The sequence below is a fragment of the Halomonas sp. A29 genome (genome assembly GCF_046723295.1).
In the GTDB taxonomy this organism is placed as follows: domain Bacteria; phylum Pseudomonadota; class Gammaproteobacteria; order Pseudomonadales; family Halomonadaceae; genus Halomonas.
Genome location: NZ_JAXQPR010000002.1, coordinates 392,624 through 416,351 on the forward strand (window position 1 = coordinate 392,624; position 23,728 = coordinate 416,351).

Annotated in this window: 25 protein-coding genes; 15 read left to right on the forward strand and 10 right to left on the reverse strand. The window is 62.5% G+C overall.

Annotated features, from left to right (window positions below; genetic code table 11):
• Window positions 1-86 precede the first annotated feature (86 nt).
• Window positions 87-812 (forward strand): glutamine amidotransferase, encoded by a 726-nt coding sequence (locus SPH52_RS05230; RefSeq protein WP_411793935.1) that lies wholly within the window; start codon window positions 87-89, stop codon window positions 810-812.
• A gap of 9 nt (window positions 813-821) precedes the next feature.
• Here the strand turns inward: SPH52_RS05230 and yejK are convergent, their stop codons facing one another.
• The 8 genes from yejK to SPH52_RS05270 form a co-directional block, all read right to left on the reverse strand.
• Entirely contained in the window at window positions 822-1,838 is a 1,017-nt protein-coding gene (yejK, locus tag SPH52_RS05235; RefSeq protein WP_411793936.1) for a nucleoid-associated protein YejK, read from the reverse strand.
• Window positions 1,839-1,957: 119 nt separating this feature from the next.
• The gene (locus SPH52_RS05240) at window positions 1,958-3,184 is read right to left on the reverse strand and encodes a GGDEF domain-containing protein (RefSeq protein WP_411793937.1); all 1,227 of its coding nucleotides are present in this window, start codon (window positions 3,182-3,184) and stop codon (window positions 1,958-1,960) included.
• 210 nt (window positions 3,185-3,394) lie between these two features.
• A complete protein-coding gene (locus SPH52_RS05245; RefSeq protein ID WP_411793938.1) occupies window positions 3,395-4,156 on the reverse strand; it encodes an ABC transporter permease in 762 nt (253 codons plus the stop codon).
• Window positions 4,153-5,127, reverse strand: a complete 975-nt coding sequence (locus tag SPH52_RS05250; protein ID WP_411794107.1) for an ABC transporter ATP-binding protein — start codon at window positions 5,125-5,127, stop codon at window positions 4,153-4,155. Before SPH52_RS05250 ends, SPH52_RS05245 begins: the two co-directional genes overlap by 4 nt.
• 188 nt (window positions 5,128-5,315) lie before the next feature.
• On the reverse strand, window positions 5,316-5,594 hold the full coding sequence (locus tag SPH52_RS05255; RefSeq protein WP_167116256.1) for a peptidylprolyl isomerase: 279 nt from the start codon (window positions 5,592-5,594) through the stop codon (window positions 5,316-5,318).
• Between the two features lie 123 nt (window positions 5,595-5,717).
• The gene (locus SPH52_RS05260; protein ID WP_411793939.1) at window positions 5,718-6,038 is read right to left on the reverse strand and encodes a hypothetical protein; all 321 of its coding nucleotides are present in this window, start codon (window positions 6,036-6,038) and stop codon (window positions 5,718-5,720) included.
• A gap of 31 nt (window positions 6,039-6,069) precedes the next feature.
• Window positions 6,070-6,933, reverse strand: a complete 864-nt coding sequence (locus tag SPH52_RS05265; RefSeq protein ID WP_411793940.1) for an SDR family oxidoreductase — start codon at window positions 6,931-6,933, stop codon at window positions 6,070-6,072.
• Between the two features lie 20 nt (window positions 6,934-6,953).
• Complete coding sequence (locus SPH52_RS05270) at window positions 6,954-7,586, reverse strand: glutathione S-transferase family protein (RefSeq protein ID WP_411793941.1); 633 nt, start codon at window positions 7,584-7,586, stop codon at window positions 6,954-6,956.
• 251 nt (window positions 7,587-7,837) lie between these two features.
• Between SPH52_RS05270 and SPH52_RS05275 the strand changes: the two genes are divergently transcribed.
• The 4 genes from SPH52_RS05275 to SPH52_RS05290 all read left to right on the forward strand — a co-directional run bounded on the left by SPH52_RS05275 (window position 7,838) and on the right by SPH52_RS05290 (window position 12,872).
• Window positions 7,838-8,374 carry a hypothetical protein gene (locus SPH52_RS05275; RefSeq protein ID WP_411793942.1) on the forward strand — a complete coding sequence of 179 codons (537 nt, stop codon included), beginning with the start codon at window positions 7,838-7,840 and terminating at the stop codon, window positions 8,372-8,374.
• Window positions 8,346-9,557 (forward strand): methyltransferase, encoded by a 1,212-nt coding sequence (locus SPH52_RS05280; protein ID WP_411793943.1) that lies wholly within the window; start codon window positions 8,346-8,348, stop codon window positions 9,555-9,557. The genes SPH52_RS05275 and SPH52_RS05280 overlap by 29 nt, the downstream gene beginning before the upstream one ends.
• A gap of 156 nt (window positions 9,558-9,713) precedes the next feature.
• A complete protein-coding gene (locus SPH52_RS05285; protein ID WP_411793944.1) occupies window positions 9,714-11,708 on the forward strand; it encodes a diguanylate cyclase in 1,995 nt (664 codons plus the stop codon).
• A 153-nt stretch (window positions 11,709-11,861) separates the two neighbouring features.
• Window positions 11,862-12,872 carry a M28 family peptidase gene (locus SPH52_RS05290; protein ID WP_411793945.1) on the forward strand — a complete coding sequence of 337 codons (1,011 nt, stop codon included), beginning with the start codon at window positions 11,862-11,864 and terminating at the stop codon, window positions 12,870-12,872.
• A gap of 68 nt (window positions 12,873-12,940) precedes the next feature.
• Here the strand turns inward: SPH52_RS05290 and SPH52_RS05295 are convergent, their stop codons facing one another.
• Complete coding sequence (locus SPH52_RS05295) at window positions 12,941-13,411, reverse strand: aminoacyl-tRNA deacylase (protein WP_411793946.1); 471 nt, start codon at window positions 13,409-13,411, stop codon at window positions 12,941-12,943.
• 145 nt (window positions 13,412-13,556) lie between these two features.
• Here SPH52_RS05295 and SPH52_RS05300 point away from each other — a divergent pair, with 145 nt between their 5' ends.
• Window positions 13,557-14,096, forward strand: a complete 540-nt coding sequence (locus tag SPH52_RS05300) for a PH domain-containing protein (RefSeq protein ID WP_411793947.1) — start codon at window positions 13,557-13,559, stop codon at window positions 14,094-14,096.
• The gene (locus SPH52_RS05305; RefSeq protein ID WP_411793948.1) at window positions 14,093-15,625 is read left to right on the forward strand and encodes a PH domain-containing protein; all 1,533 of its coding nucleotides are present in this window, start codon (window positions 14,093-14,095) and stop codon (window positions 15,623-15,625) included. Before SPH52_RS05300 ends, SPH52_RS05305 begins: the two co-directional genes overlap by 4 nt.
• Here SPH52_RS05305 and SPH52_RS05310 read toward each other — a convergent pair.
• Entirely contained in the window at window positions 15,613-16,017 is a 405-nt protein-coding gene (locus SPH52_RS05310; protein WP_411793949.1) for a glutaredoxin family protein, read from the reverse strand. The two genes, SPH52_RS05305 and SPH52_RS05310, sit on opposite strands and share 13 nt — an antisense overlap.
• Window positions 16,018-16,220: 203 nt before the next feature.
• Between SPH52_RS05310 and SPH52_RS05315 the strand changes: the two genes are divergently transcribed.
• The 8 genes from SPH52_RS05315 (at window position 16,221) to gntR (ending at window position 23,727) form a co-directional block, all read left to right on the forward strand.
• Entirely contained in the window at window positions 16,221-16,568 is a 348-nt protein-coding gene (locus SPH52_RS05315; protein ID WP_411793950.1) for a hypothetical protein, read from the forward strand.
• Between the two features lie 40 nt (window positions 16,569-16,608).
• Window positions 16,609-17,715: an acyltransferase family protein gene (locus tag SPH52_RS05320; protein WP_411793951.1), complete on the forward strand. Its 1,107-nt coding sequence runs from the start codon at window positions 16,609-16,611 to the stop codon at window positions 17,713-17,715.
• Window positions 17,712-18,833, forward strand: a complete 1,122-nt coding sequence (locus SPH52_RS05325) for a serine hydrolase (protein ID WP_411793952.1) — start codon at window positions 17,712-17,714, stop codon at window positions 18,831-18,833. Before SPH52_RS05320 ends, SPH52_RS05325 begins: the two co-directional genes overlap by 4 nt.
• A 224-nt stretch (window positions 18,834-19,057) precedes the next feature.
• On the forward strand, window positions 19,058-20,128 hold the full coding sequence (locus tag SPH52_RS05330) for a TRAP transporter substrate-binding protein (RefSeq protein WP_411793953.1): 1,071 nt from the start codon (window positions 19,058-19,060) through the stop codon (window positions 20,126-20,128).
• 66 nt (window positions 20,129-20,194) lie between these two features.
• The gene (locus SPH52_RS05335; protein WP_411793954.1) at window positions 20,195-20,785 is read left to right on the forward strand and encodes a TRAP transporter small permease; all 591 of its coding nucleotides are present in this window, start codon (window positions 20,195-20,197) and stop codon (window positions 20,783-20,785) included.
• A gap of 3 nt (window positions 20,786-20,788) precedes the next feature.
• Window positions 20,789-22,072, forward strand: a complete 1,284-nt coding sequence (locus SPH52_RS05340; RefSeq protein ID WP_411793955.1) for a TRAP transporter large permease — start codon at window positions 20,789-20,791, stop codon at window positions 22,070-22,072.
• A gap of 29 nt (window positions 22,073-22,101) precedes the next feature.
• Complete coding sequence (locus tag SPH52_RS05345) at window positions 22,102-22,629, forward strand: gluconokinase (RefSeq protein WP_411793956.1); 528 nt, start codon at window positions 22,102-22,104, stop codon at window positions 22,627-22,629.
• Between the two features lie 102 nt (window positions 22,630-22,731).
• Complete coding sequence (gene gntR, locus SPH52_RS05350; protein ID WP_411794108.1) at window positions 22,732-23,727, forward strand: gluconate operon transcriptional repressor GntR; 996 nt, start codon at window positions 22,732-22,734, stop codon at window positions 23,725-23,727.
• Window position 23,728: the final 1 nt, after the last annotated feature.

Here is a 23,728-nt window from a genome sequence, read left to right on the forward strand (position 1 = left end):
ACTCCGTTTTATCGCTAATTTTTGCCTTGTCTGGCCATCGCTCGCCGACTTTTCAGACAATGCCTAGGAAAAGGAGCTTCTTTCGCATGAAGAGTGTCGTCGCCATTCGCCATGTCGCTTTCGAGGATCTGGGCATCTTCGAACCGATTCTCGAAGAGTTCGGCTATCGGATTCGCTATCTCGATCCGGGCCTGCTGGGTCCGGATGCGCTGGAATCGCTGGATGTAGATAGCCCTGAGCTGATGGTAGTGCTGGGGGGGCCGATAGGCGCTAATGACGACGCGCTCTATCCCTTCCTGGGAGCCGAGCTGGATGCCATCCGCCACCGGCTCGATTCGGGGCGCCCGCTGCTCGGCATTTGCCTCGGTGCCCAGTTGATCGCCAGGGCCATGGGAGGAAGGGTGTTTCCCATGCCGGAAAAGGAGATCGGCTTTGCCGATGTCTGCTTGACCCGTGAAGGCCAGGAGGGGCCGCTCAGGCACCTTGGCAACCCCGATGTGGTGCTGCATTGGCACGGCGACATGTTCGAGACACCACCCGGTACAACTCGCTTGGCCTATAGCCACGCCTGCTCCCATCAGGCCTTTGCCTTGGGTGACCAGGTGCTTGGCCTGCAGTTTCATCTCGAGGTGGATCCGGCCAGGATCGAGCCCTGGCTGATCGGTCACGCCGCCGAACTGGGCGCGGCACAAGTCGACCCGGTCGAGCTGCGCGAGCAGTCCGTGCGCTACGGTGAGAGCCTGAAGAAGCGTGGCCAGGAGGCGCTGCGCGAATGGCTGGCCAATGCGGAAGCAGCGTACGGCATCGAGTGATGCGAAGCGTTACTCCTTGCGCTGCTTGAGCTGCTCCTTCAACTGTTTGGGCACCTGCTTGATGATCAAGCGATCCTGGCTCTCATCGTATTCGATGCTGGAGCCGAGCAGGTGTGAGTCGAAGCTGATCGACATGCCTCCGGCACGACCGGTGAAGCGACGAAATTGCCGTAGGGTACGCTTGTCAGGCGGAATTTCGGGGGAAAGGCCATAGTCGGTACTGCGAATGTGGTCGTAAAAGGCCTTCGGCTGCTGCTCGTCGAGCAGCTCGGAAAGTTCCTCCAGGGTGATCGGCTCACCCCGGCTGGCCTGTTCATTGGCGTAGTCGATCAGTGTCTCGGTCTTCTCGCGACTCTGCTCTTCCGGCATGTCCTCCTGCTCCACGTAGTCGCTGAAGGCCTTGAGCAGGGCGCGGGTCTCGCCGGTGGCGTCGATGCCCTCGGTGGCACCCAGTATGGCGGCCAGATCTTCGGAGAGCTTCTTGCCGCCGCGGTCATGAATCCAGGAGAGGTAGTGTCTTGACGCAGCGCCCTCGCGCCACTGCGTCAAGTTGATGCGCAGGCCCAGGCTCATGCGCGCCAGGTTGAGCTGGGCAGCAGGTACGACCTGCAGCGACTCGGTCACGCCAAAACCCTCACGCTGGTGCAGTAGAGCCAGGCTCAGGTAGTGAGCCTCGCCATGGCGATAGTCGAAGCACACTAGATGACCCGACACTGACAGGTGCGCATCAACCAGGGGCAGCAGCCGCTCGGCGACGGCGCGGGTGAAGGCGACGAAATCGTTGCCACCGTCGAGGTATGTTCCCAATAGGTGGGGAAAGGCAGGCGCCGAACCGGCTTCGAGTTCGTCTTCGCCGCGAAAGTGGCCCCACGCCTTGGTCTTGGCATGGTAGGCATCATGGAAGCGAGAGAGCAGATCCTCCATGAGCGCCGAGGTTGTCAGCGCCGCGGTGGCCGGTTTCAGGCTGGCGGGCTGGTCGCTTCCGGTCTTGTCGATGTCGTGGACGATGCAGTGCTGTATCGGCATGACCTGTGATCCTGCGAAGAGAGGGGAGGTTGCGAGAGGGCACCGAGGCTGTGCCTGAAAGCAGAAAGGCGAATCATACCGGGCTCATGGGCCAGTTCAACCCATGTGCTGGAGCGCCTTCAGGCTCTGACGACTATCGAGGGAGGGTCTTCACCGGCCACGACAACGCAGTTGCGCCCGCGGGCCTTGCCTGCGTAGAGCGCGTCGTCGGCGCGCTGCAACGCCAGTTCGAGCTTCGCTTCGCCGGGTTCGATCTGGCTGATGCCCACCGTGACGGAAAGGTGCTGGCCCTCATCGAGCACCGCCAGGTGCAGTGAAGTCACCTTGTGGCGTAACCGCTCGGCGATGAAGGTGGCGGTTTCGAGATCGGCCTGGGGCAGGGCGATGACGAACTCTTCGCCGCCGTAACGGCCGATGATGTCCGTTTCACGCAGCATCGAGGCGCAGCATGAAGCGACGGTAGTCAGGACGAGGTCGCCGACGGCATGCCCGTGATGATCGTTGAGGGTCTTGAACAGATCGATATCGACCATGCAGATCGACAAGGGTGTGCCTTCTCGTTGCGCCCGGCTGAATTCGCGTTCCGCCAGCTCGAAGAAATGGCGCCGGTTGGCAAGGCCGGTCAGCGGATCGGTACTGGCCATGTGGCGCAGTTGGGCCTCCAGCAGTTGACGCTCCTCGATCTCCTTCTGCAGCTTGCGGTTGGCTTCGCGCTCATCCACCAGCAGCGCGAACTGCTTGCGCTGCAGCCTGTTGAGGCGGCTATAGGTCAACCAGCCCATCAGGTTGGCGAAGCCGAGTATCAGGATGCTGCTCATCAGCATTCCGGGCGAGAGGGGTTTCCACAGAGCTGCCACCAGAACGAATCCGAACGTCAGGTAGCCATTCCAGGTCAATATCCACGGCAAGCGGTTGGGAACCAGGAGATAGATGGCCAGGCTCGACACCACTATGCTTGAAATATGCAGGCCCACGCTGCCGGGGTGCAGCAGAATGGAGAGCAGCAGCCCGGTGATGGCGGTGAAGTACACCAGGTTGAGCGGCCTGGGGCGATGTACCTGGGTCGGACGGCGGCCAACCAGGCGTGCCAGCGCCAGACAGCTGCACGCCACGACGAAGCGGATGGATAACAAGGCCAGAAGTTCGAGACTTGCGCCGAGCAGGATGTAGTCCGCGACACCGAACAGCAGGAAGGTACCTGCAATGATCCACAGTGCGTAACGTAACTGCTGGGAATCCTGTAACTGCATGGTACGGCGATACAACGCCTCCAGCGCCGAGTCCTTGAACTCGTCGCGCCAGTCGAGCGAAGCCCCCTCCCCAGCCTCGTTCTTGCCAGCAGTCATGTAGTGTTCCCTTGAAAGGAGGCGTCGAGATGCATGACGCCCACCAGCGGAGCTTTTTGGTTATACCTTGCCCTGTGGCTATTTTCTGCCTTTCTGTTTCTACCTTACTGCACTGCCTTTGTAACGAGAAGTAATCTCTCAAGAATGGCCAAGAAAGCTGGCGAGTGCCAGTCGTGACTATGCCCAAACGACAAATGTTTTAGTCTAACCTCAGGGCTTGAGGCGATAACCGGTGCGGAAGATCCAGTTGACCACTGCCAGGGCAACGCCGAGGAACAGCGTGATGATGGCCAGGCTGGCCCAGATGCTGACGTCGCCGGTGCCGTAGAAACTCCAGCGAAACCCGCTGACCAGGTAGACCACCGGATTGAGCAGGGTCACGGCCTGCCAGAAGGGCGGCAGCATATCGACGGAATAAAAAGTGCCGCCGAGGAAAGTCAGTGGCGTGACGATCAGCAGCGGCACCAGTTGGAGCTTCTCGAAGCCATCGGCCCAGATGCCTATGATGAAACCGAGCAGGCTGAAGGTCAGTGCGGTGAGTATCAAGAACAGCAGCATCATCAATGGGTACTGGATCGTGAAGGGGACAAACAGGCGCGCCGTACCGAGTACGATCAGGCCCAGGATGACCGACTTGGTGGCCGCCGCGCCGACATAGCCGAGCACGATCTCGAAATAGGAGATCGGCGCCGAGAGAATTTCGTAGATCGTCCCCGAGAAGCGCGGGAAGAAAATGCCGAATGATGCCGTCGAGACGCTCTGGGTCAGCAGCATCAGCATGATCAGCCCAGGCACGATGAAGGCCCCATAGCTCACGCCATCGACCTCGCTGATGCGCGAGCCAATGGCCGCGCCGAACACCACGAAGTAGAGCGAGGTGGAAACCACCGGCGAGACGATGCTCTGCAACACGGTACGCAGGCTGCGGGACATCTCGGCATGATAGATGGTCTTGACCGACTGCAGGTTCATGCGCTCTCCCTGACCAGATTGACGAAAATTTCTTCCAGAGAGCTCTGTCGCGTGTGCAGGTCCTTGACGCGAATGCCGGTGGCTTCCAGGTCGGCCAGCAACCCGGCGATACCGGTTCCCTCGTCTAGGCGGGTGACGTCGTAGGTGTAGACCAGTGCATGGCCTTCCTCGACCAGCTCCAGGTCGTGGCCGGCCAGGGCTGCAGGCACTGCCTCCAGCGGGGAGGCGAGGTGCAGGGTCAGCTCCTTGCGTCCCAACTGCTGCATCAGGGTGGTCTTGTCCTCCACCAGCACCAGCTCGCCGCGGCGGATCACGCCGATACGGTCGGCCATCTCTTCCGCCTCCTCGATGTAGTGAGTGGTAAGGATGATAGTCACGCCTTGGTCGCGCAGGCCACGCACCACTTCCCACATCTCGCGGCGCAGCTCCACGTCTACCCCGGCGGTGGGCTCGTCGAGAAACAGCACCTGCGGCTGGTGAGAGAGCGCCTTGGCGATGAGGACGCGGCGCTTCATGCCGCCGGAGAGTTCCAACAGGCGGTTGTCGCGCTTGTCCCATAGCGTCAGGGCACGGAGCACATTCTCGATGTGTGCGGGGTCCTGGGGCTTGCCGAACAGGCCACGACTGAAGCTGACGGTGTCCCACACCGTGGTGAAGGCTTCATTGGTAAGCTCCTGGGGCACCAGGCCGATGCGCTCGCGGGCCTCGCGGTATTGGCTCACGTTGTCGAAGCCATCGACCTTGATACTGCCACCGCTGGCATTGACCAAGCCGCAGATAACGCTGATCAGTGTGGTCTTGCCAGCTCCATTGGGGCCGAGCAGGGCGAATATCTCGCCGCGGCGAATCGTCAGGTCGACATCCTTGAGCGCCTGGAAGCCGTCGCCATAGGTCTTGGAGAGTTTCTCGACCTGGATCACCGGCGTGCCGGCTCCGCTGTTGCCACCAGCGGTGCTGCTCTGCTCCTGCATGGTGATCGGCAAGGGGTTGGCTGAAAGGGTCATGCGGCGTCCCTGTCTCGGTGAGTACGAATCGACATTGCCCTATCCTAGCGCGTGCCAGTGCCTGGCGCAGAATCCCCGACGAGAAAAGCCGCCGTGCCTGGGCACGGGCGGCTTCTCAGTACGATTTCCGGGCCCGTGCAGCCCGGTGTGTCGTGTTAGCTGCGGCTGGTGATTTCCAGCAGGTGATAGCCGAACTGGGTCTTCACCGGACCGTGCACCTTGTTCAGCTCGCCGGAGAACACGACTTCGTCGAACTCGCGCACCATCTGGCCTGGGCCGAAGCTGCCCAGGTCGCCGCCCTGGCGGCCGGAGGGACAGGAGGAATGCTCGCGTGCCACTTCGGCGAAGTCGCGTCCGCCCTCGATCTCGGCCTTGAGGGCCTCGCACTTCGCTTCGTCGTTTACCAGAATGTGCCGTGCAGTTGCCTTGGCCATGTCGCGCTCCTGTGAAAAAGGGTTGGCGTGCGTGCCGCCTGAAAATGAGTGTCCTGCAAGGAGGCGAAGCATAGCATGGAGGGCCTGTGACGCCGAAAGTCCATGCCTGCTCCTCCTTGTAGGTTAGCCGCCCGTACCGATCCTCAGCCGCAGGTTCTGCAAACCGTCGAGCTCCATGCGCATCTCGTCCGAGAAGATCGGGTGGCCCTGAATACGAATGGTGACCGTGGCATCGGCGCCGCGGTAGCTGACGTCTGCGCGTATCGTGGCCTCGGTGCTGACAGGGGCCAGCGGGCCGTAGTCGATGCGCTGCACTTCCAGGGCATCGAGGCCGCGGGCTGCGAGCTGTTCGTCGATGGCCTGCCTGACGACGTGCCCGTAATAGAGATAAAGGCCGCCATAGGCCAGGCCGGCAATGACGATCAATGAGATGAGTCGACCCAAGTGTTTCTCCTTTCAGTAACCGATTATCAAGCTAGGTTCTGCGTTCGTCGCGTGTCGATGCCAGCAGCACACGATCCATGCTCCGCGTGGAAAGCAGCCGCTTCAGCACGCTGAACAGATGAGTAGGCAGGGTGACATGATAACGCGGTTTGGGCCGCCGGCTCTCCAAGGCATGGATCAGCTTGTCGACCACGGCATCGGGCCGCAGGGTGAAGGCGCCGCCTGAAGAGCCCTTGCTGCCCGCCAGGCGGGCTTCCACCGTGCGGTAGGTATCGTGATGATAGCTATGCCGGGTATCGATATTGGAGAGAAAGGCGCGATAGGCATTTTCGCGGAAGCGGCTGGCGATGGGACCAGGCTCGATCAGGCTGACATGGATACCGCTGCCGTATAGCTCTTGACGCAGGGTGTCGGTCAGGCCCTCCAGGGCGAACTTGGAGCATACGTAGGCACCGCGGTAGGGCAGAGCGGCAAAGCCGAGTACCGAGCTGTTCTGCACGATGCGCCCGGAACCCTGTTCGCGCATGACCGGGATGATCCGCGTAGTGAGTTCGTGGGTACCGAGCAGGTTGGTTTCCAATTGGGCGCGCAGCACATCCCGGGAGAGATCTTCCACGGCACCCGGCTGGCCATAGGCGGCATTGTTGAACAGCGCGTCGAGCCGACCGCCGGTGCGTTGCAGTACCTGCTCCACGCAGGCGGAAATGGAATCGCCCGACGTCAGCTCCAGGGCCAGCGCCTCGAGTCCCTCCTCGCGCAGCCGGTCGAGATCCTCCTGGCGGCGGGCGGTGGCAAAGACCCGCCAGCCGCGCAGTGCCAGGGCATGGGCCGCGGCATGGCCGATCCCGCTGGAACAGCCGGTCACCAATATGCTGGGCGGCGTTGCGTCAGCCATACCAGGTCGTGAACCGTGACTCATGGCAAGGGAATCTCGTTGACCCTCTTGGGCACGTGGTAGCCGCGCTGCACCGCCGGGCGGCTGGCGATCTCGACGTACCAGCGCTTGACGTCGGGATAGTCGTTCAGGTCGATACGTTGCCACTCGTAGCGCGATATCCATGGCCAGCAGGCGATATCGGCAATGGTGTACTCGTTGCCGGCCAGATAGGCGTTTTCGGCCAGGCGGGCATCCAGCACACCGTAGAGGCGCTGGGCCTCGTTATGAAAGCGCTCCTCGGCGTAGGGCGCCTTGCCGGGGTTGAACTGCAGGAAGTGGTGGGCCTGGCCGAGGAAGGGGCCGAGGCCGCCCATCTGCCACATCAGCCACTCCAGGGTGCGGTGGCGCTGCTCGAATGCCGTGGGCAGGAAGCGTCCCGCCTTCTCGGCCAGGTAGATCAGGATGGCTCCCGATTCCATCAACACCATGCCGGTGTCGTCATCGCGAATGGCGGGTATCTTGTTGTTGGGGCTGACTGCGAGGAAGTCTGGCTCGTACTGCTCTCCCTGAGTGATGTCCACGGCGTGGGTGCGATAGGGCAGGCCCAGCTCTTCTAGCAGGATGGAAACCTTGCGGCCGTTGGGAGTGGTCCAGGTCCAGAGGTCGATCATCGTCGTATCCTTGGGGCAGTGACTGCCCAAGACCATACCATTTCGCCACGGCGCTACGTAACGGCCTGCTTGCGGGCATGTTTCGCCTGATGCGCCACAGCAGCTACGCTGAGATGAAGAAGCGCAATACGGGTTTTGTAGCTGCTTAGCGTAAGCCCGCCAGCCTCCCGGGGCTTGTCAGCTGGCCGGGCGCCCTAGAGAATGACCGCCCAATGGCTGCAGGCGGGCCGAAGCGACGGCGAGGGGAAATCATGAAGGGGAGACACACGCAGTGGATGTGGCTCGGCCCATTGGTGCTGCTGGCTGTTGCCATTCCCGCTGCGGCCAGCCCGCTGGAAGAGCCCGAGATCACCGGCAAGATGGCAGGCCTGCTGGACGGTCAGGAGCGCGAGTGGTTCATCGTCAGCCAGGGCGCCGACTCCAATGCCACCTTCACCGAGACTGGCGATCACGTTCAGATCGACCTGGTCGGTTTCACCGAGCCGGATGACTGGCGGGTGCGGGACTCGCTCTCGCTCAGCATTACCTTGGTCGAGGGTGAGGTAGTGGAGTTCGACGTGCTGCACCCGATCGGCGCCACCGTCATGCCGCCAGTGTTCACCTCCGACGATGCCTCGGTGCGCCTGACCTTGCATACCTTCGACGTTGAGGGAAGCAAGGCCCATGTGGCGGGCAGAGTGGAGGGTATCCTGGCCTTGCAGACGGCGTTGGGTGAAGAAGCCATTGAAGGCGAGGGCATTGGAATATCGGTGGAATTCGGTGCCGAAGCATCCCGTATCGAATACTGAGTCGCGCTTTTCCCGCCTGACCTCCTTGCTGGCCGAGTGGCAGCCGCTGTGGCGTCCGGCGCCCTTCATGTATCGCCGACCGCCTTGGCAGGAGGCCTATCGCGAACTGGCAGACGTGCTGCTGGAGTTGGACGATCTCCAGGTAGCGCGCCTGCAGGCAAACCCTTGGCAGGACTCGCCGCTGAGTGACTGGCTGCCGGTGCGAGAGTTGGCCGAGCTGGTACGCCTGGAGCCGCTTGCCGCCTCACCCGGGTCCTTGCCGGAGGGCTGGGGGCGCCATGTGGGTGGCCGCAAGTGGCGGCAGATAGAGGCTTTCAGTCAATGCCTGCAAGTGAACTCGCATGAGAGCCTGCTGGATTGGTGTGCAGGGAAGGGGCATCTGGCTCGGACCCTGGCCCGCTGCCATGCCGTTGAGGTAACCGCTCTGGAATGGCAGGTCTCGCTGTGCGAGGAAGGGCAGCGCCTGGCGGCAGCGCAGCACGCCCCAGTGCTCATGCGGCAGCAGGACGTCATGGCCGAGGAAGCCGGCGGTTTTCTCTCTTTGCACACCCATGTCGTCGCCCTGCATGCCTGTGGCGACCTGCACCTGCGTTTGCTCGAACTGGCTGCGGCAGCGGGAAGTACCGTGACCCTGGCACCGTGCTGTTATCACCGCACCCAGGACGAGGTGTATCGATCTACCTCGCAACTCGGGCGCCGGCTGTCAGACGAGTACCCCCTGCGGCTCGACCGCGACGACCTGGCCCTGGCGGTACAGGAAACCGTGACGGCACCACGCGGCGTGCGTCACCGCCGCGAGCGGGCCAATGCCTGGCGGCTGGGGTTCGACGAGATGCAGCGCGAACTGCGCGATGAGGACAGCTACCTGCCTGTCCCCAGCCTGGCCTACGGTCGCATGCCCGAATGCTTCGTTGCCTTCTGCCACTGGGCGGCGCAACGCAAGGGGCTCGACCTGCCGGGCTCACTCGACCTGGCTCCCTATGAGCGGTCTGGCTGGCAGCGCCAGGCCGAGGTGAAGCGCCTGGAGCTGGTACGCCATCTGTTTCGGCGTCCGCTGGAAATTTGGTTGGTCATGGATCGGCTTTCGCTGTTGGAAGAGGCTGGGTACGAGGTGGAGCTCGGGACGTTCTGTGCAACTGAATTGACACCGAGAAATCTGTTAATCCGGGCCAAGAAGACTTAATCTCCAAGTAGTAGATCGAGTCCTGGTTTCAGCTCAGGCCGTATCTACCTATTCTTAGACAACGATTATTATAACGACGCCTGCTCCCGAGCTTGGTACGGGTTCGGTTCGAAGACGACTCTAGCGAAGGCGTCGACACGCAAGGGAGCCGGGGTTGTGAACGAAGGTAACTTGACGGTGCCGGCTGACGACGACCTGAGTCGTCTACTCCATGCATTGCCCTTGCCTGTGCTGGTCGTTCGCATTCAGCAGGGGTGGCAATTGCACTATGCCAACGACGCTGCTCGTTGCTACTTGGGGGTGGGTGGCAAGGTAGAAAACCAGGCATTGCTGCAGCGCATTGCCGATGTTGATCGGCAGGCGCTCGAAGCTGGCATGGCTGCGCTGATACAGTCGGAACTCGCTGAAACCCGCGTCGTGTGCCAAGGTGCCAATGGCAAGCCGCCATTCGAGGTGTTGCTGCGCCGTGCCATCTGGCAAGGCCGGGCCGCGTGGCAATTGACGCTGGTTCCGCTGGCACAGGAATCCCGCCCGGGCAGCGAGCCGTTCTATAAGCAGATGTTCAATACCAACCCGGCGATCAAGCTGCTGATCGACCCCGTCGACGGGCGTATCGTCGATGCCAATGCCTCGGCAGTAGCCTTCTACGGCCATTCGCTCGATACCCTCAAGCAACTGAGCATTACCGATATCAATTGCCTTGGCCCCGATGAGGTGCGTGCCAATCTGGCCAGGGCGGAGTCCTGCCAGCAGCTCTTCTTCGAGTTTCGTCATCGCTTGGCCAGCGGCGAGATTCGCGATGTCAACGTCTATTCAGGGCCGGTGGTCCTGGACGGCCGCGAGTACCTGCACTCGATCATCGTCGACGTTACCGACGAGAAGCGCTACTACGCAAAGCTTGAAGGCTATAACGAGCTGTTCCACAACCTGCCCGTGGGCGTCTATCGGCATACGGCGGACCCGAAGGGGCACTTCACCGCCGCCAACCCTGCCATGCTGCGCATCTTCGAGGCGGATTCGCGCCAGGAGCTCTTTGCTGCTCGAGTCACCTCGCTCTATGACTGTCCCAGGGAGATCGAGAGTTTCCTGGCTGATCTCGAGCGCGATGGTGCCGTGATCCGCCGTCCGTTGCGCCTGCGTACCCTCAAGGGGCGCCTCATCCATGCCGAGGTTACCGTCCATCGCCAGATCGCAGCGGATGGCACCGTGGACTTCAGTGGAATCGTCGAGGACGTCTCGGCTCGCCATGCCGCCCAGGTCAACCAGGACCGGTTGACTCACTTGCTCGACGCCTCGCCAGACGTCGTCTCCATTGCCGATGCCGGTCATCGAGTCGTCTATCTCAACAAGGCGGGACGCAAGTTGCTGGGCGTTCTACCCGATGCGTTATCGGATGCGCTGGTCTCGGCGCATCCGCTCTGGGCGCGCCGTCTCATCGAGGAGAAGGGGATTCCTTACGCTCTCGAGCACGGCTACTGGTATGCGGAAACCGCCGTACTGACCCAAAGTGGTGAGCTTCCGATCTCGCAGTTGATCGTCACCCGCCGCGACGAGAACGGAAAGATCGACAGCATCGCCACCATCATGCGTGACATCAGTCAGGCCAAGCGCTATCAGGCGGAGCTCGAGTACCACGCCGGCCACGATCCGCTGACCGGTGCGGTCAACCGCAACCGTTTCATCGGCCTGCTGGAACGTGAGCGGCAGGAGGCGCGCCGCGATGCTCGCCCCGTGAGTCTGGTCATGTTCGATATCGATCACTTCAAGCGCATCAACGATACCTTCGGTCACAGCGTTGGCGACATGGTGCTGCACAAGTTGGTACGCACCTGCAGCGCGCTGCTGCGCGAGGTGGACGTGCTGGCTCGTTGGGGCGGCGAGGAGTTCATGCTGTTGCTGCCAGGAACGCCGTTGGCCGGTGCCGTGACACTGACTGAGCGCTTGCGCCGGGCGGTCGAAGAGGAGGACTTCACTCCGGCAACCGGTCTCACCAGCAGCTTTGGCGTTGCGCAGATGGAACCGGAGGAGCCGGACATCCAGTGCTACAAACGCCTCGACGAAGCGCTTTACCGCGCCAAGGCTGGCGGCCGCAACCGTGTGTGCCTTGCCGAACCGTTCGACGTCTTCGCCCAGAGACGCAAGGCGCAGTAGCGATTTCTCCTGTTCAGCGGTATGCCAGGCACCTATCTTGACCAGGGAGGTGAAGTGACTCCAGGGAGAGGGGGCGACAATGAACGGGAGCAGACGAAGCGAGTGGAGCAGTCGTGACAGGAGCGATGAGAGGGGCGCTGAGAGGAGTGAACGGTGAGGCGCAGGCTCTCATCCCTGCCGACATGGCTGGGAGCGATCGGACTTCTCGCCAGCGCAGCACTGGTGGGAGGGTACTGGCTGATGCTGTATATGCCGGGAACCTCCTTTCGTGGTGAACCAGCCCCGTTGGGGGAAGAGGGTGAAGCCCTGCGTGAACGTCTCCATTCCCATGTTCGGGCCTTGTCCGAGGAAATAGGCGAGCGCCACTATTGGCGACCGGAAGCTCTGCAGGCGGCAGGCAACTACATAGAGGACTCCTTGCAGGCGGCTGGGCATCAGCCACAACGTCAGGCCGTACCGACCGGCAGTCGGGAATTCCACAATATCGAGGTGGTTTTGCCTGGTGGGAGACTGGCTGATGAGGTGCTTGTGATAGGCGCGCACTACGATACGGTACGCGGCAGCCCGGGTGCCGATGACAATGGCTCTGGCGTGGCCGTGCTGATCGAACTGGCGCGTCTCTTGCGCGACGCAGAACTCGACCGTACGTTGCGCCTGGTGGCGTTCGTCAACGAGGAGATGCCATTCTTCGGCAGCGATGCCATGGGCAGCCTGCGCTATGCCCGGCAGGCCAAGGCCGAGGGGATGGACATCGTGGGTATGGTCTCGCTGGAAATGCTCGGCTACTTCAGCGACGAACCCGGCAGTCAGGCCTATCCCTTCCCGCTTGACCGGTTCTATCCGGATACGGGCGATTTCCTGGCCTTCGTCAGCAATCTGGAGTCGCGGCGCCTGCTCCACCGTGCCATCGGTGCGTTTCGTCGCCATGCCGACGTTCCCTCAGAAGGGTTGGTGGCGCCACCGCTGCTCGGCGACATACGCCGATCGGACCATTGGGCGTTCTGGGAGAAAGGGTATCCCGCCATGATGCTGACGGATACCGCCAACTTTCGTAATCCTTACTATCACGGCCCCAGCGACACCCATGATCGCCTCGATTACGCCACCATGGCCAGGCTCACCATGGCGCTGGCGGCGACTCTCGAAACCATGGCCCGGCACTGAGCCGAGGCGAAAGCGGGCCTTGCATCGGCAAGGCCCCGGGAAAGCTAAGAGAGCGGGCCCGGATTCGCTCAGTGATGGCGGCTGAACTGGCCGTGCGGACTATTGCCCATCAGTTTCTCGAACTCCTTGCCGCTCATGTGCAGCAGCGTCTCGTGATCGCCGGCATCGAAATAGATGTCGGGCTGGTGGCGCAGCATGTCATCGACGTAGACCTGCAGACCGTACGCCTGGCCAACAGGTGTGGTGGCGCCGGGATCGCAGTCGCGAAAACGGCTGACGATCTCATCTTCCGTGGCCAGCTCGACCGGCTCGTCGACCAGCTGTGCAAGGCTGTCGAGGTCGGCGTCGCAGGTGCTGGGCAGAACGGCGATCCGGTAGCCAGAACTGCCATGCAGCATGACTGCCTTTGCCACCTGCTCGCCAGTGATATGAGACTGTTGGGCAAGGCGACTGGCGCTGACTTCGTGAGTGTGCTTGACCTCCTCGTAATCGATGTCACAGGCTCTCAAGTATTCCCGAAGGGTTGCCGGGATAGCCATGACTCTGTCTCCCTCGGCACGGTGGCCGACGTTCGCTGGTGATGCGCCTCCCTGCGGCGGTATGTGTCCTCGTCTTATCAGCATAGCCAACGGGTACGAAGAGCAGAACCGAAATTGCCCAGCTGAGCCTGAAGAAGGAGTTCCTTTGACGTTTTCCAATGCTTCGCTGGACCCGCAACGGCTGCCGTTGCTGAAGGAGGCAGCGCTCGAGCCCGTATCGCGGCGCTTGGCGCCCTGCCAGGCGGCGTTGCGCACCTTGCACTGGCTGTTTCTCACCCTGTTGGCCTTCTTTCTCCTCCGCTTGCACGAAGAACTCGCTGCATGGCAGCCGTGGTTGACCGCCGGCGTGGCGACGCTGGGCGCAGTCAGCGTACTGATGGGCTGGTGCGATGCGCGTCGACGAGCCTATGGGCTGCGCCAGCATGACTTGATCTACCGGCGCGGGCTTCTGGTGCGGCGCATCCAGGTGCTGCCGCTGGCTCGCCTGCAGCACGTCGAGACGCTGAGCAATCCGGTTGAGCGGGTCTTCGGCCTGGTACGACTGGCCTGCTTCACGGCAGGCGGCAGAGGGGCGGACATGGTGCTCGAAGGCCTGACTGCCGAGCGCGCGGTGGCGATCCGCCAGCATCTGCTGGCGCAACTGGAGGGGACGCCGAAGGCGCATGTAGGGCCGGATGTGCCATGAGTGAAGAGGTACAGTCGAGCGGCACGACAAGCGATCTGTCGCAATGGCAGCGCCTTTCACCCTGGGCGGTAATCCTGCTGTTGCTCAGCGGCGCAGCCTCGCTGTTGCGTCAGCATATGCCGCTCGTACTCGGTGCCGGTGCAGGCCTGGCGCTGCTCGAGCGCGTGGGCTTGCGAGAGCTGGCGCTGGGTGGCGTCTTGCTGCTGGGCCTGGCGGCATTTGTCAGCCTGCTCTATTACCGACGCTTTCGCTATCGCTTCGATGGCGATGTGCTGATCGTGCAGAAAGGTTTGCTGGAACACCGCGAATTCAAGGTGGCGGCGAGTCACGTGCAGCACGTTGCCACTCACCAACCGGTCTACATGCGTCCCTTCCGGCTGGTGCTGTGGGAAGTGGAAACGCTTGCGGGGGCGGCATCACGCATCACCCTACCCGGTATCAGGCGTGAACGAGCCGAGGAACTCGGGCAGCGTCTGCGTGCCATGGACGGCCTGGCGGTACTGGGGCCTAACGGCCGGCTCGGCACTCGCACCAGCGCCATGGAGCTTGCCCGGGATGGTGAGCCGGTCTTTGCCATTTCCAGTCGCGCTATCGTGCTGCATGGGGTGGCCAGCCGCTCGATCTATGTGATCGCGGCGATGCTCTCGCCGTTTGTGCGCCCGCTGGAGCGCTGGCTGCATGATCGGTTGCCCCAGCTCGATATGAGCGCCTGGCTGCCTGCCTCACTGTGGATTGCGGTGCCCCTGGGCATCGTGGCAGTCGTGGCGCTGCTGGCGTTACTGGCCGTTCTCGCCGCTTGGTGGCGTTTCCATGGCTACGTGCTGCATGACGAAGGTGATAGACAGATACAGACCAGCGGCCTGTTCAACCGTCAGGAGCAGGCTCTGAGCCTGGCACGGCTGCAAGTGGTGGAGTGGGTGCAGACGGGCCTTGGCCGTTTGCTCGGGCGCGGTTACCTGGTCTGCCATCAGTTCGGCGCTCTGGGCGGCGATGCGGCCGAGTCACGCCGCTTCGTGATTCCGGGACTCACCCGGGAGCAAGGTGGCGAGCTGACGACCCGCTTGTGGCCGGGGTATTGCGCCGAATACCCCCTGCAGCGGGTGGATACGAGCTATCGGCGGGTTCTGCTGTTGCGCCATGTGCTGCTGGGAGCGGCCGCACTGCTGGCGCTGGCCCTCTTGGCTTCGCCGGATCTGCCAACGGTGGCATGGGGTGGGTTGGTGGGGTTGGTCCTGCTGACTTCGGCGGGGCTGGCCCAGCTACGCTGGATGGCCACCGCCTGGGCGGTGGAGGGGGACTACCTGCGTATCCGTCGTGGGATATTGGGACAACGCACCGGGATCTTTCCCATGCATCACCTCATGTCGCTGAGCCTCCAGCAGAGCTGGCTTCAGCGCCGACGCGGCGTTGCCACCCTGCACCTCGAGCTGGCCAACGGCCGCCAGAGCCTGCCATACCTGAAAGAAGCCGAGGCACGCCGGCTTGCCGATACGCTGCTGTTTTACGTCGAGGTCGATCAGGCGGCCTGATCACTGTGGCCGAAACGGCGATGCAGCCACGCATTGATGGCATCTGACTCGTACAGCCACTCTTCGCTCCCGTCGTCGTGGGTGATGAGCAGGCAAGGTACCTTGACCTTGCCGCCGCCTGCTTCAAGCTCCTGACGGCGATCAGGGTCGAGCTGGGCATCGCGAATCTCGATCTTCAGACCGAGCCGGGCCATTTCCTTGCGCACCTTGATGCAGAATGGGCAAGAGCGAAACTGATACAGCGCCAACTGCCGGCACTCCCCGTCGACACGGGCTTGCTCTTCGGTAGAGCGCTCGACGCTTTGCGGCGTGGAGAGCTTCTCGGCGATCAGCATGACCGGCGACAGCACCAGCCGCACACCGCGAAAGAAATAGCGCAATACAAGTCTCATTGAGGCCCCGATGGCAGATGAATTTCCAGGGGGCACATGATGCCGTGACCGGTGCCAAGTTCCAAGCTGAGGGCCGTAATCGTTGATTAGCAAGCGAGCATGAAAGCAGCTGGCTGGCCATACTGTGTCGATAAGGTTGGCCCAATCCTCTGGAAGCGTTCCGGCACTTGGGCTTCTGTTTGCAACCAGACAGGTGATGTGGAGTGAAATCGAAACGCCGGGGTGTCATGGCCGGGCTGGCCCTGCTGGTTCTCGCGGCCTGTTCGGATTCGTCGGGTGAAGTCCGTGAAGTGAGCTTGGCGGTGCTCGTCAACCAAGGGACACAGCTCGATGGATCCCGGGTGGCCACCCAAGGGAAAGTGAGGCATTTCGAGGACCCGCTTCACTACTGGATCGAGGACGAGGACCTGAACCGGGTGGAGATCTTTCCCCAGGAGCAGATCGCTCCCCACCTGGGCGAGACGGTGCGCGTCGTCGGGGAATTCGAGTACTCTCCCACGCAGGGGCGCCGTTTGACCTTGGAGAGCATCGAACCGGTCGAGGAGCGCTAGGGCAGGGGACAAGGACAACAAGTCGTAGCGAGGGAAGCGCATGATCGGGCTCAGTCAGCGGCCGCAGTTGCCGTCATTGCCGGCCAGGGTGGAGGCCATCGACCTGGCCCGCGGCATCGCCATTGCCCTGATGATCCTTAGCCACGCCGTCAGTGGGTTGCTGGGCATCCGCCAGGTGCCCGACTGGGGCATGGTGCCGATTCATCTCGTCACCAAGTTCTCCTCTTCACTGTTCATCCTGGTGTTCGGCATCGCCCTGGCGGTGGCCTTCCTGCCCAAGACCGGAACGCCCGACTGGCCACAGCGTCGGCTCAAGCTGATGCTGCGGGGGGTGGAAGTGCTGTTCTGGTACAAGGCGCTGACCATCGTCGAGATGCTGCCGCTATTCCCCCCTCAGGACATTCTCGAGACGCTGCTCTACCAGCGCTTCGCCATCTGGGTCGAGATCCTCGGTTTTTACGCCCTGGCACTGCTATGGCTGCCGTGGGTGCTGCCGCTATGGTGCCGTATGCCGCTGTGGTCGCGGCTGCTCGCTCCGGTGCTAGTGGGCGTGCTTTCGGTGATGCTCGAACGCCACTTTCACTTCTGGGGCAGCGACATTCTCAAGGCACTCCTGGTCGAGGATGCCGACCATTACACTTGGGGCCAGCTCTCGCGGCTGCCGTTGGTGATGCTGGGACTGCTGATCGGCGAGGCCATACTGCGCTGGTATGGCGAACCGGCCACCCGCCGACGCCTGGTGGCCTACCTGGCCGGGATCGGGGCGGTATTTCTGCTTGGCTTCGTGGCGCTTTCTCTGCCTGAAATGTACGAGGCGCTCCTGGCCGTGGCCTGGAACGCTGGCAAGCATCCACCGGAAGTGCCCTTCATGCTCTTCAGCACCGGCGGAGCGCTGGTGATCATGGCTCTCTGCCTGCTGGGCGGCCGCCGTGCAGCCATCTGGCTCAAGCCACTCGCCGTGATCGGCAGCGATGCCCTGCGCGCGTTCATCTTCCATATCGTGGTCATTTTCCTGGTGCTGCGCTTGCTGTTGGGCGCCTGGCAGGTGTACAGCTACCCGCAGGTGCTGGCAATTGGCCTGGTACTGATACTTCTCACCGCGGGCTGGATTGCCCTGATGCGCTGGTTCAGGGAGCAGAGTCGATGATTGGCAGGGTGTTTCGTGAGCGCGGACAGCACTGGCTGCACGGGTTAATGCGGGCGCTGTTGCTACTGGCCATGGCGCTACCGTCACTGGCTGCGGCACAGCCTGGTTGGGCGGAGCAGGTCGAGGCCTGGGTGGAACCGCCCTGGGCCGAGCGCCTGGAAGCCAGGTTGGCGCTGCTGGAAGCCGGCTTCGGCGGTGAGCTCGGCGTGTACGTGCGAAACCTGGAAACAGGCGCGCGGTACGGTTGGAGGGATGACGAATACTGGTACCTGGCCTCGCTGGTCAAGGTACCGGTGGCGATCGAGCTGATGGGCAGGGTCGAGGCAGGGGAGATGGCGTTGCTGGACCGCCTGACACTCCAGCGCAGCGATTATGTCGACGGTGCCGGCTCCACCAACTGGGCGGCACCGGGAAGCACACTCACGCTGCGCCAACTGCTGGAATCGATGATCACCGTCAGCGACAACACGGCAAGCGACATGCTGATACATCACCTGGGGCTGGAAAACGTAAACGCTAGGGCGCGGCAGCTCACACCCGTCGGCAGCCTCGGGCCGATTACCACCCTGGTCGACGTGCGTCGCCATGCCTACGCCAACCTTCACCCGGATGCTTTCAGCCTGAGCGGGCTGGATTTCATCGAGCTGCGCAAACGTCAGGGCGACGCCGCCCGGGTGGCGTGGCTACGTCAACGCCTCGGCCTGACCCCGCAGAACCTGCTGGTGCCGAGCATCGACGAAGCCTTTCGCCACTACTACGCCACCGATCTCAACAGCGGTCGGCTCGACGCCTTCGGCGATCTGCTCGCAGATCTGGCTGAAGGTAGGGTGCTGGGGTCGGATGCCACTGCCGAGCTGCTGGCGGTGATGGCACGTACCACCAGCGGCGAACGGCGGCTCAAGGCCGGCCTGGGCCGCGACATCCGCCTGGCTCACAAGACCGGCACCCAGCATCGGCTCGTCTGCGATTCGGGTATCGCTACCCAAGGGCAGGGGGATAACGCCCGCCGTGTCGTGATCGTGGCCTGCGTGCGCGGCGAGTTCGACCTGGCCCGCAACGAGCAGCTACTGGCGGCAGTGGGACGTGCCGTGAGGGAAGCGGGGGCGTTCGAGGGTTGAGCGGGGCGTTCTGTGAGATGTCGGCACGCTTGGTCATGCTACGAACGTCTAACTGTCATCGCCAAGTTCGAGATTGACAGCCCAACACCGTATGTCTAGCCTTCTAACATCGAATGTTACCGGTAACAAAATGGCGGCATTCGATGCCCCACGAAGTTTCCAAGACTTCGGGGAGAACGCAAAAGATGTGCTAACTCACAACGATAATTCGACTGGAGTCCGCCATGACCACCATCTGGCGCAACACCCTCACACTAGCCGGTGCTGCTACCCTTTCCCTGGGCATTGCCTATGCCCAGAGCCCCGACCTCTCCGATCCGCCCGCTATCGAGGGCGATGTGGTGGGCGACCACGGCAGCCATACCCTGCGCATGGGCATCGGCCTGGCCGAGAGTTCTCCGCAGTATCTTTCCGTCCAGTACTTTGCCGATATTCTCAACCAGCGCACCGAGGGACGTATTTCCGTCAATGTCTTCCCCAACAGCCAACTGGGCGATGACGTGCAGATGATGGAGATGCTCCAGACCGGTTCACTGGACATGAGCTATCCCTCTTCTTCGCCAGCGACGACCTATGTGCAGGAGCTGGCGGTGTTCGACCTGCCGTTCCTGCTGCCGACCCGTGAAGCGGCCATTGCCGTCATGCAGAGCGATACCGCCCAACGTATGCTCGACGGCTTCGAAGGTACCGGCCTCAAGGCGCTGGCCTTCTCCGAGAACGGCTACCGTCAGCTCACCAACAGTGCCCGTCCGGTGGAGTCCCCCGAGGACGTGGCTGGCCTCGACGTGCGCGGCCTGACCGTGCGTACCATGGAGAACCCGGTACACCTGTCGATCTGGGAGACCCTGGGCGCCAACCCCACGCCGATGGCCTTCGGTGAGCTGTTCTCGGCCATGGAGCAGGGCGTGGTCGACGGCCAGGAGAACCCCTGGAGCACCATCCTGACCTCCAACTTCCACGAAGTGCAGGATTACGGCTCCGAGACTCGTCATGTCTATACCCCGTTCATTCTGATGATGTCCGAGCGCACCTGGGATCGCCTGGCGCCGGAGTATCAGGAACTGGTGCAGGAGGCGGCGCGCCAATCGGCCGAATACGAGATCCAACTGGCTACCGAATACGACGATTGGTCACGCGAGCAGCTCGTGGAGCGAGGCATGCAGATCACCCGTCTCAACGACGAGCAGATCGCCGCTTTCCAGGAGGCCGTGCAGCCGGTCTACGACCGCTGGGCGCCGCGCATCGGCGAGGACCTGATTGCCGAGATCCAGTCCATCGTCGAATCTACCCAGTAATTCGTCCACTCGTCTGACTTGGCAGGGCAGGGGGCTCGCTGCCCCTTGCCCTGTACGGAGCGCTGCATGACTTTGCCGACCCAATTGCCCAACGAGGCCAGCGCCTATCTGGATGATCCCAGGCGCGAGCCGCTCGAACTCGACATCGAAGGGGGCCGTGGCCCGGCCATATTCCGCTGGGCGACCCAACTCATGGAACATTTGATCGCGGCGATCCTGGTGGCGCTGATCGTCTCCGTATCGGCCAACGTCATCGGCCGCTCATTGTTCAATCGCTCGCTGCCCTGGGCCGATGAGCTGGCACGCATGCTGTTCATCTGGCTGATCTTCATCGGTGCCGCGGCGGCCTTCGCCCGCTACGAGCACATCGCCGTGGATTTCCTGGTGCGTCGACTCAAGCCGCGGGCCGCTTACCTGCTCTATCTGTTGCAGCATCTGATCATTGCCACGCTGATGAGCATCATGGTCTGGGGCGGCTATCTGGTGATGTCGCGTTCGACCGGGCGCACCGCCATCCTCGGGGTACCCTGGAACCTGATCAACATTTCGCTGGTGTTCTGCTCGTTGTTCATCGTGGTGGTAGCCCTCTGGCGCGCCTGGCAGTGCCTGCGCCTGATTCGCGACCCCGCCCTCGCCAACCGAACGGCAGGAGACTGAGCCATGCTGTGGATCTTCCTGGGTATCTTGTTCGCCTCCCTCACCATCGGGCTGCCTATTGCCTTTGGTCTGGGCGTGGCCGCCGTGGTCATGGCCGTGCTCTCCGACATTCCGCTATCGATCCTGATCGAGCAGTCGATCCGTGGGGTAAACAATTTTCCCTTGCTGGCCATCCCGTTCTTCATTCTGGTGGGTGAGGTGATGAGCCACGGCGGCATCGCTCGCCGCCTGATGGAGCTCGCCGGTGCGCTGGTCGGCTTCGTGCGCGGCGGCCTGGGCCAGGTGGCGATCACCGGCTCGATGTTCTTCGGCGGCATCAGCGGCTCGGCGGTAGCCGACACCGCCGCCACCGGCGCGATGATGATCCCGTCGATGAAGCAGCAGGGCTATTCGGCCCCGCATGCCACGGCGATCAATACCGTCTCCTCGGTGATCGGCATCATCATCCCGCCATCGATTCCGCTGATTCTGTTCGGCATCGTTACCGAAACCTCGATCAGTCGCCTGTTCATTGCCGGTATCGTGCCGGGTCTGCTGATCGGCTTCGCGCTGATGGTCACCACCTTCATCATGGCCAGCATCGAGCACGCTGGGCAGACCCGAAAATTCGAGCTGGGCCGCCTGTGGCAGGCCTTCAAGGCGGCATGGCTGGCGCTGGTGTTGCCGGTGATCGTGATCGGCGGCATTCTCGGCGGGGTGTTTACGGCTACCGAAGCTGCCGTGGCGGCATTGCTGTTTTCGCTGTTCATCTCGCTGGTGGTCTATCGCGAGTTCCATCCCCGTGAGCTGTGGGGGATGTTGATTCGCACCGCAAGGTTGACCGGCATGGTGCTGCTGCTGCTGGCCTTCGCCACCGTCATCGCCTGGTTCCTGACCATCAACATGGTGCCGCAGACCCTGGTGCGTCAGGTGCAGGCGATCACCCAGGAGCCGTTCTTGCTGCTGCTGATCGTGGCCGCCTTGCTCCTCCTGGTGGGCTTTGTGATGGACCTCACTCCGGCGATGGTCATCATGGCGCCGATGCTGACGCCGATCGTCACCTCGGTGGGAGTCGATCCGGTCTACTTCGGGGTACTGATGGCCTTCATCCTCGGTATCGGCCTGCTGACGCCACCGGTAGGCACCTGCCTCTACGTGGGGTGTGGTGTCGGTCGGGTCAGCATGGAGCAGCTGGTCAAGGCGATGATGCCTTATTATGCGGCGCTGCTGGTGGTGCTGGTGGTGCTGATCGCCTTCCCCGGGATCGTAACCTGGCTGCCCGACCTGGCCGCAGTCCGTGGAAACTGAGTGCGGCAACTGATACGGGGGAAGGTCTCGTGAAGGATGGTACATACCGCATCGTGGTGATGGGAGTGTCAGGATCGGGCAAGTCGCACATCGGCGCCTTGCTCGCTCGCCGCCTGGGAATCGCCTTCATCGACGGCGACGATTATCATTCGCCGACCAGCATCGACAAGATGGCCAATGGTATTCCGCTCGGTGACGAGGACCGTCGCGAGTGGCTGGAAACCCTGGCGGGGCTGATCGGTGACCACCGTCGTCGCGATGCTTCGCTGGTCCTGGCCTGCTCGGCACTCAAGCAGCGCTATCGCGAACTCTTGCGGGGCGGCGATCCGGAACTGCGGTTTCTTTTCCTCGAAGGGGACCGGGAGCAGTTGCGCCATCGCCTGGCCTCGCGGGACGAGCATTTTTTCCGCGGCGAGGCGATGCTCGATAGTCAGCTTCATGATCTCGAGCCCCCGGGGGAGCTGGAGGCCGTGGCTTGCAACATCGCCGACGTGCCCGAAGCCATCGTGGAGGCTTTCCTGGAGGCAATGCCCGAGTGTCGCCAGCGCGGCGGCTGATCGCTGCGGGGTGTGAATGGCGGCAGACGGGAGACGACTTAGGTATCAAACTGGCGGGTGCCGTTGGCACGCACCAGTATCACCAGCTGCCAGCGGGGCATCGTGAAGAAGAAACGACCGACACTGCAGGACATCGCCGACCGGGTCGGGGCGACCAAGATGACCGTGAGTCGCTGCCTGCGCGACCCCACGACCGTATCGGAAGGCTTGCGCGAGCGTATCTTCAGCGTGGCGGAGCAGGTCGGCTACATCCCCAACCGTGCACCCGATCTACTGTCGCGTGCTACCAGTCACTCTATCGGCGTGCTGGTGCCTTCATTGACCAACCAGGTGTTTGCCGACGTGCTGGTGGGCATCGAGGAGGTCACCGAACCGCTGGGCTATCATCTGATGCTTTCGCACTATGGCTATAGCCCGGAGCTCGAGGAGCGCAGCCTGGCCTCGCTGCTTTCCTACAACGTCGATGGCGTGATCCTCTCCGATAGCCATCACACGGCGCGAACGTGCCGCATGCTCGAGACGGCGGGCATTCCCATCGTGGAGATCATGGATTCTCTGACCCCGCCGCTACACCAGGCGATCGGCTTCGACAACGTGCGCGCTGGCTATGACATGGTCAGTGCGATGATTCGCCAGGGCCGGCGCCGGATCGTCTACCTCGCCGTGCGCCTCGACTCGCGCACGCTGCAGCGCGAGCAGGGCTACCGCCAGGCCATGGAAGAGCACGGTCTGAAGCCTTCGACCAAACAGCGTAGCCAGCGCTCTTCCTATAGCGTGGGCGCAGCGTTGCTCAACGAGATCATGGAAGAGAGCCCCGAGACCGATGGCATTTTCTGTACCAACGACGATGTGGCGGTAGGCGCCTATTTCGAATGCCTGCGACGTGGCGTCAAGGTGCCGGAGCAACTGGCCATCGCCGGTTTCCACGGCCACGACGTCAGCCAGGTGATGACCCCGCGGCTGGCCAGCGTGGTGACTCCGCGCCAAGCTATCGGCAAGAGCGCCGCCACTGAGCTGCTGCGGCGCATCCAGGGCGGGGCATTGGAGGAACGCATCATCGATCTTGGCTATCGGATCGAGCTCGGGGGAACGCTTTAGG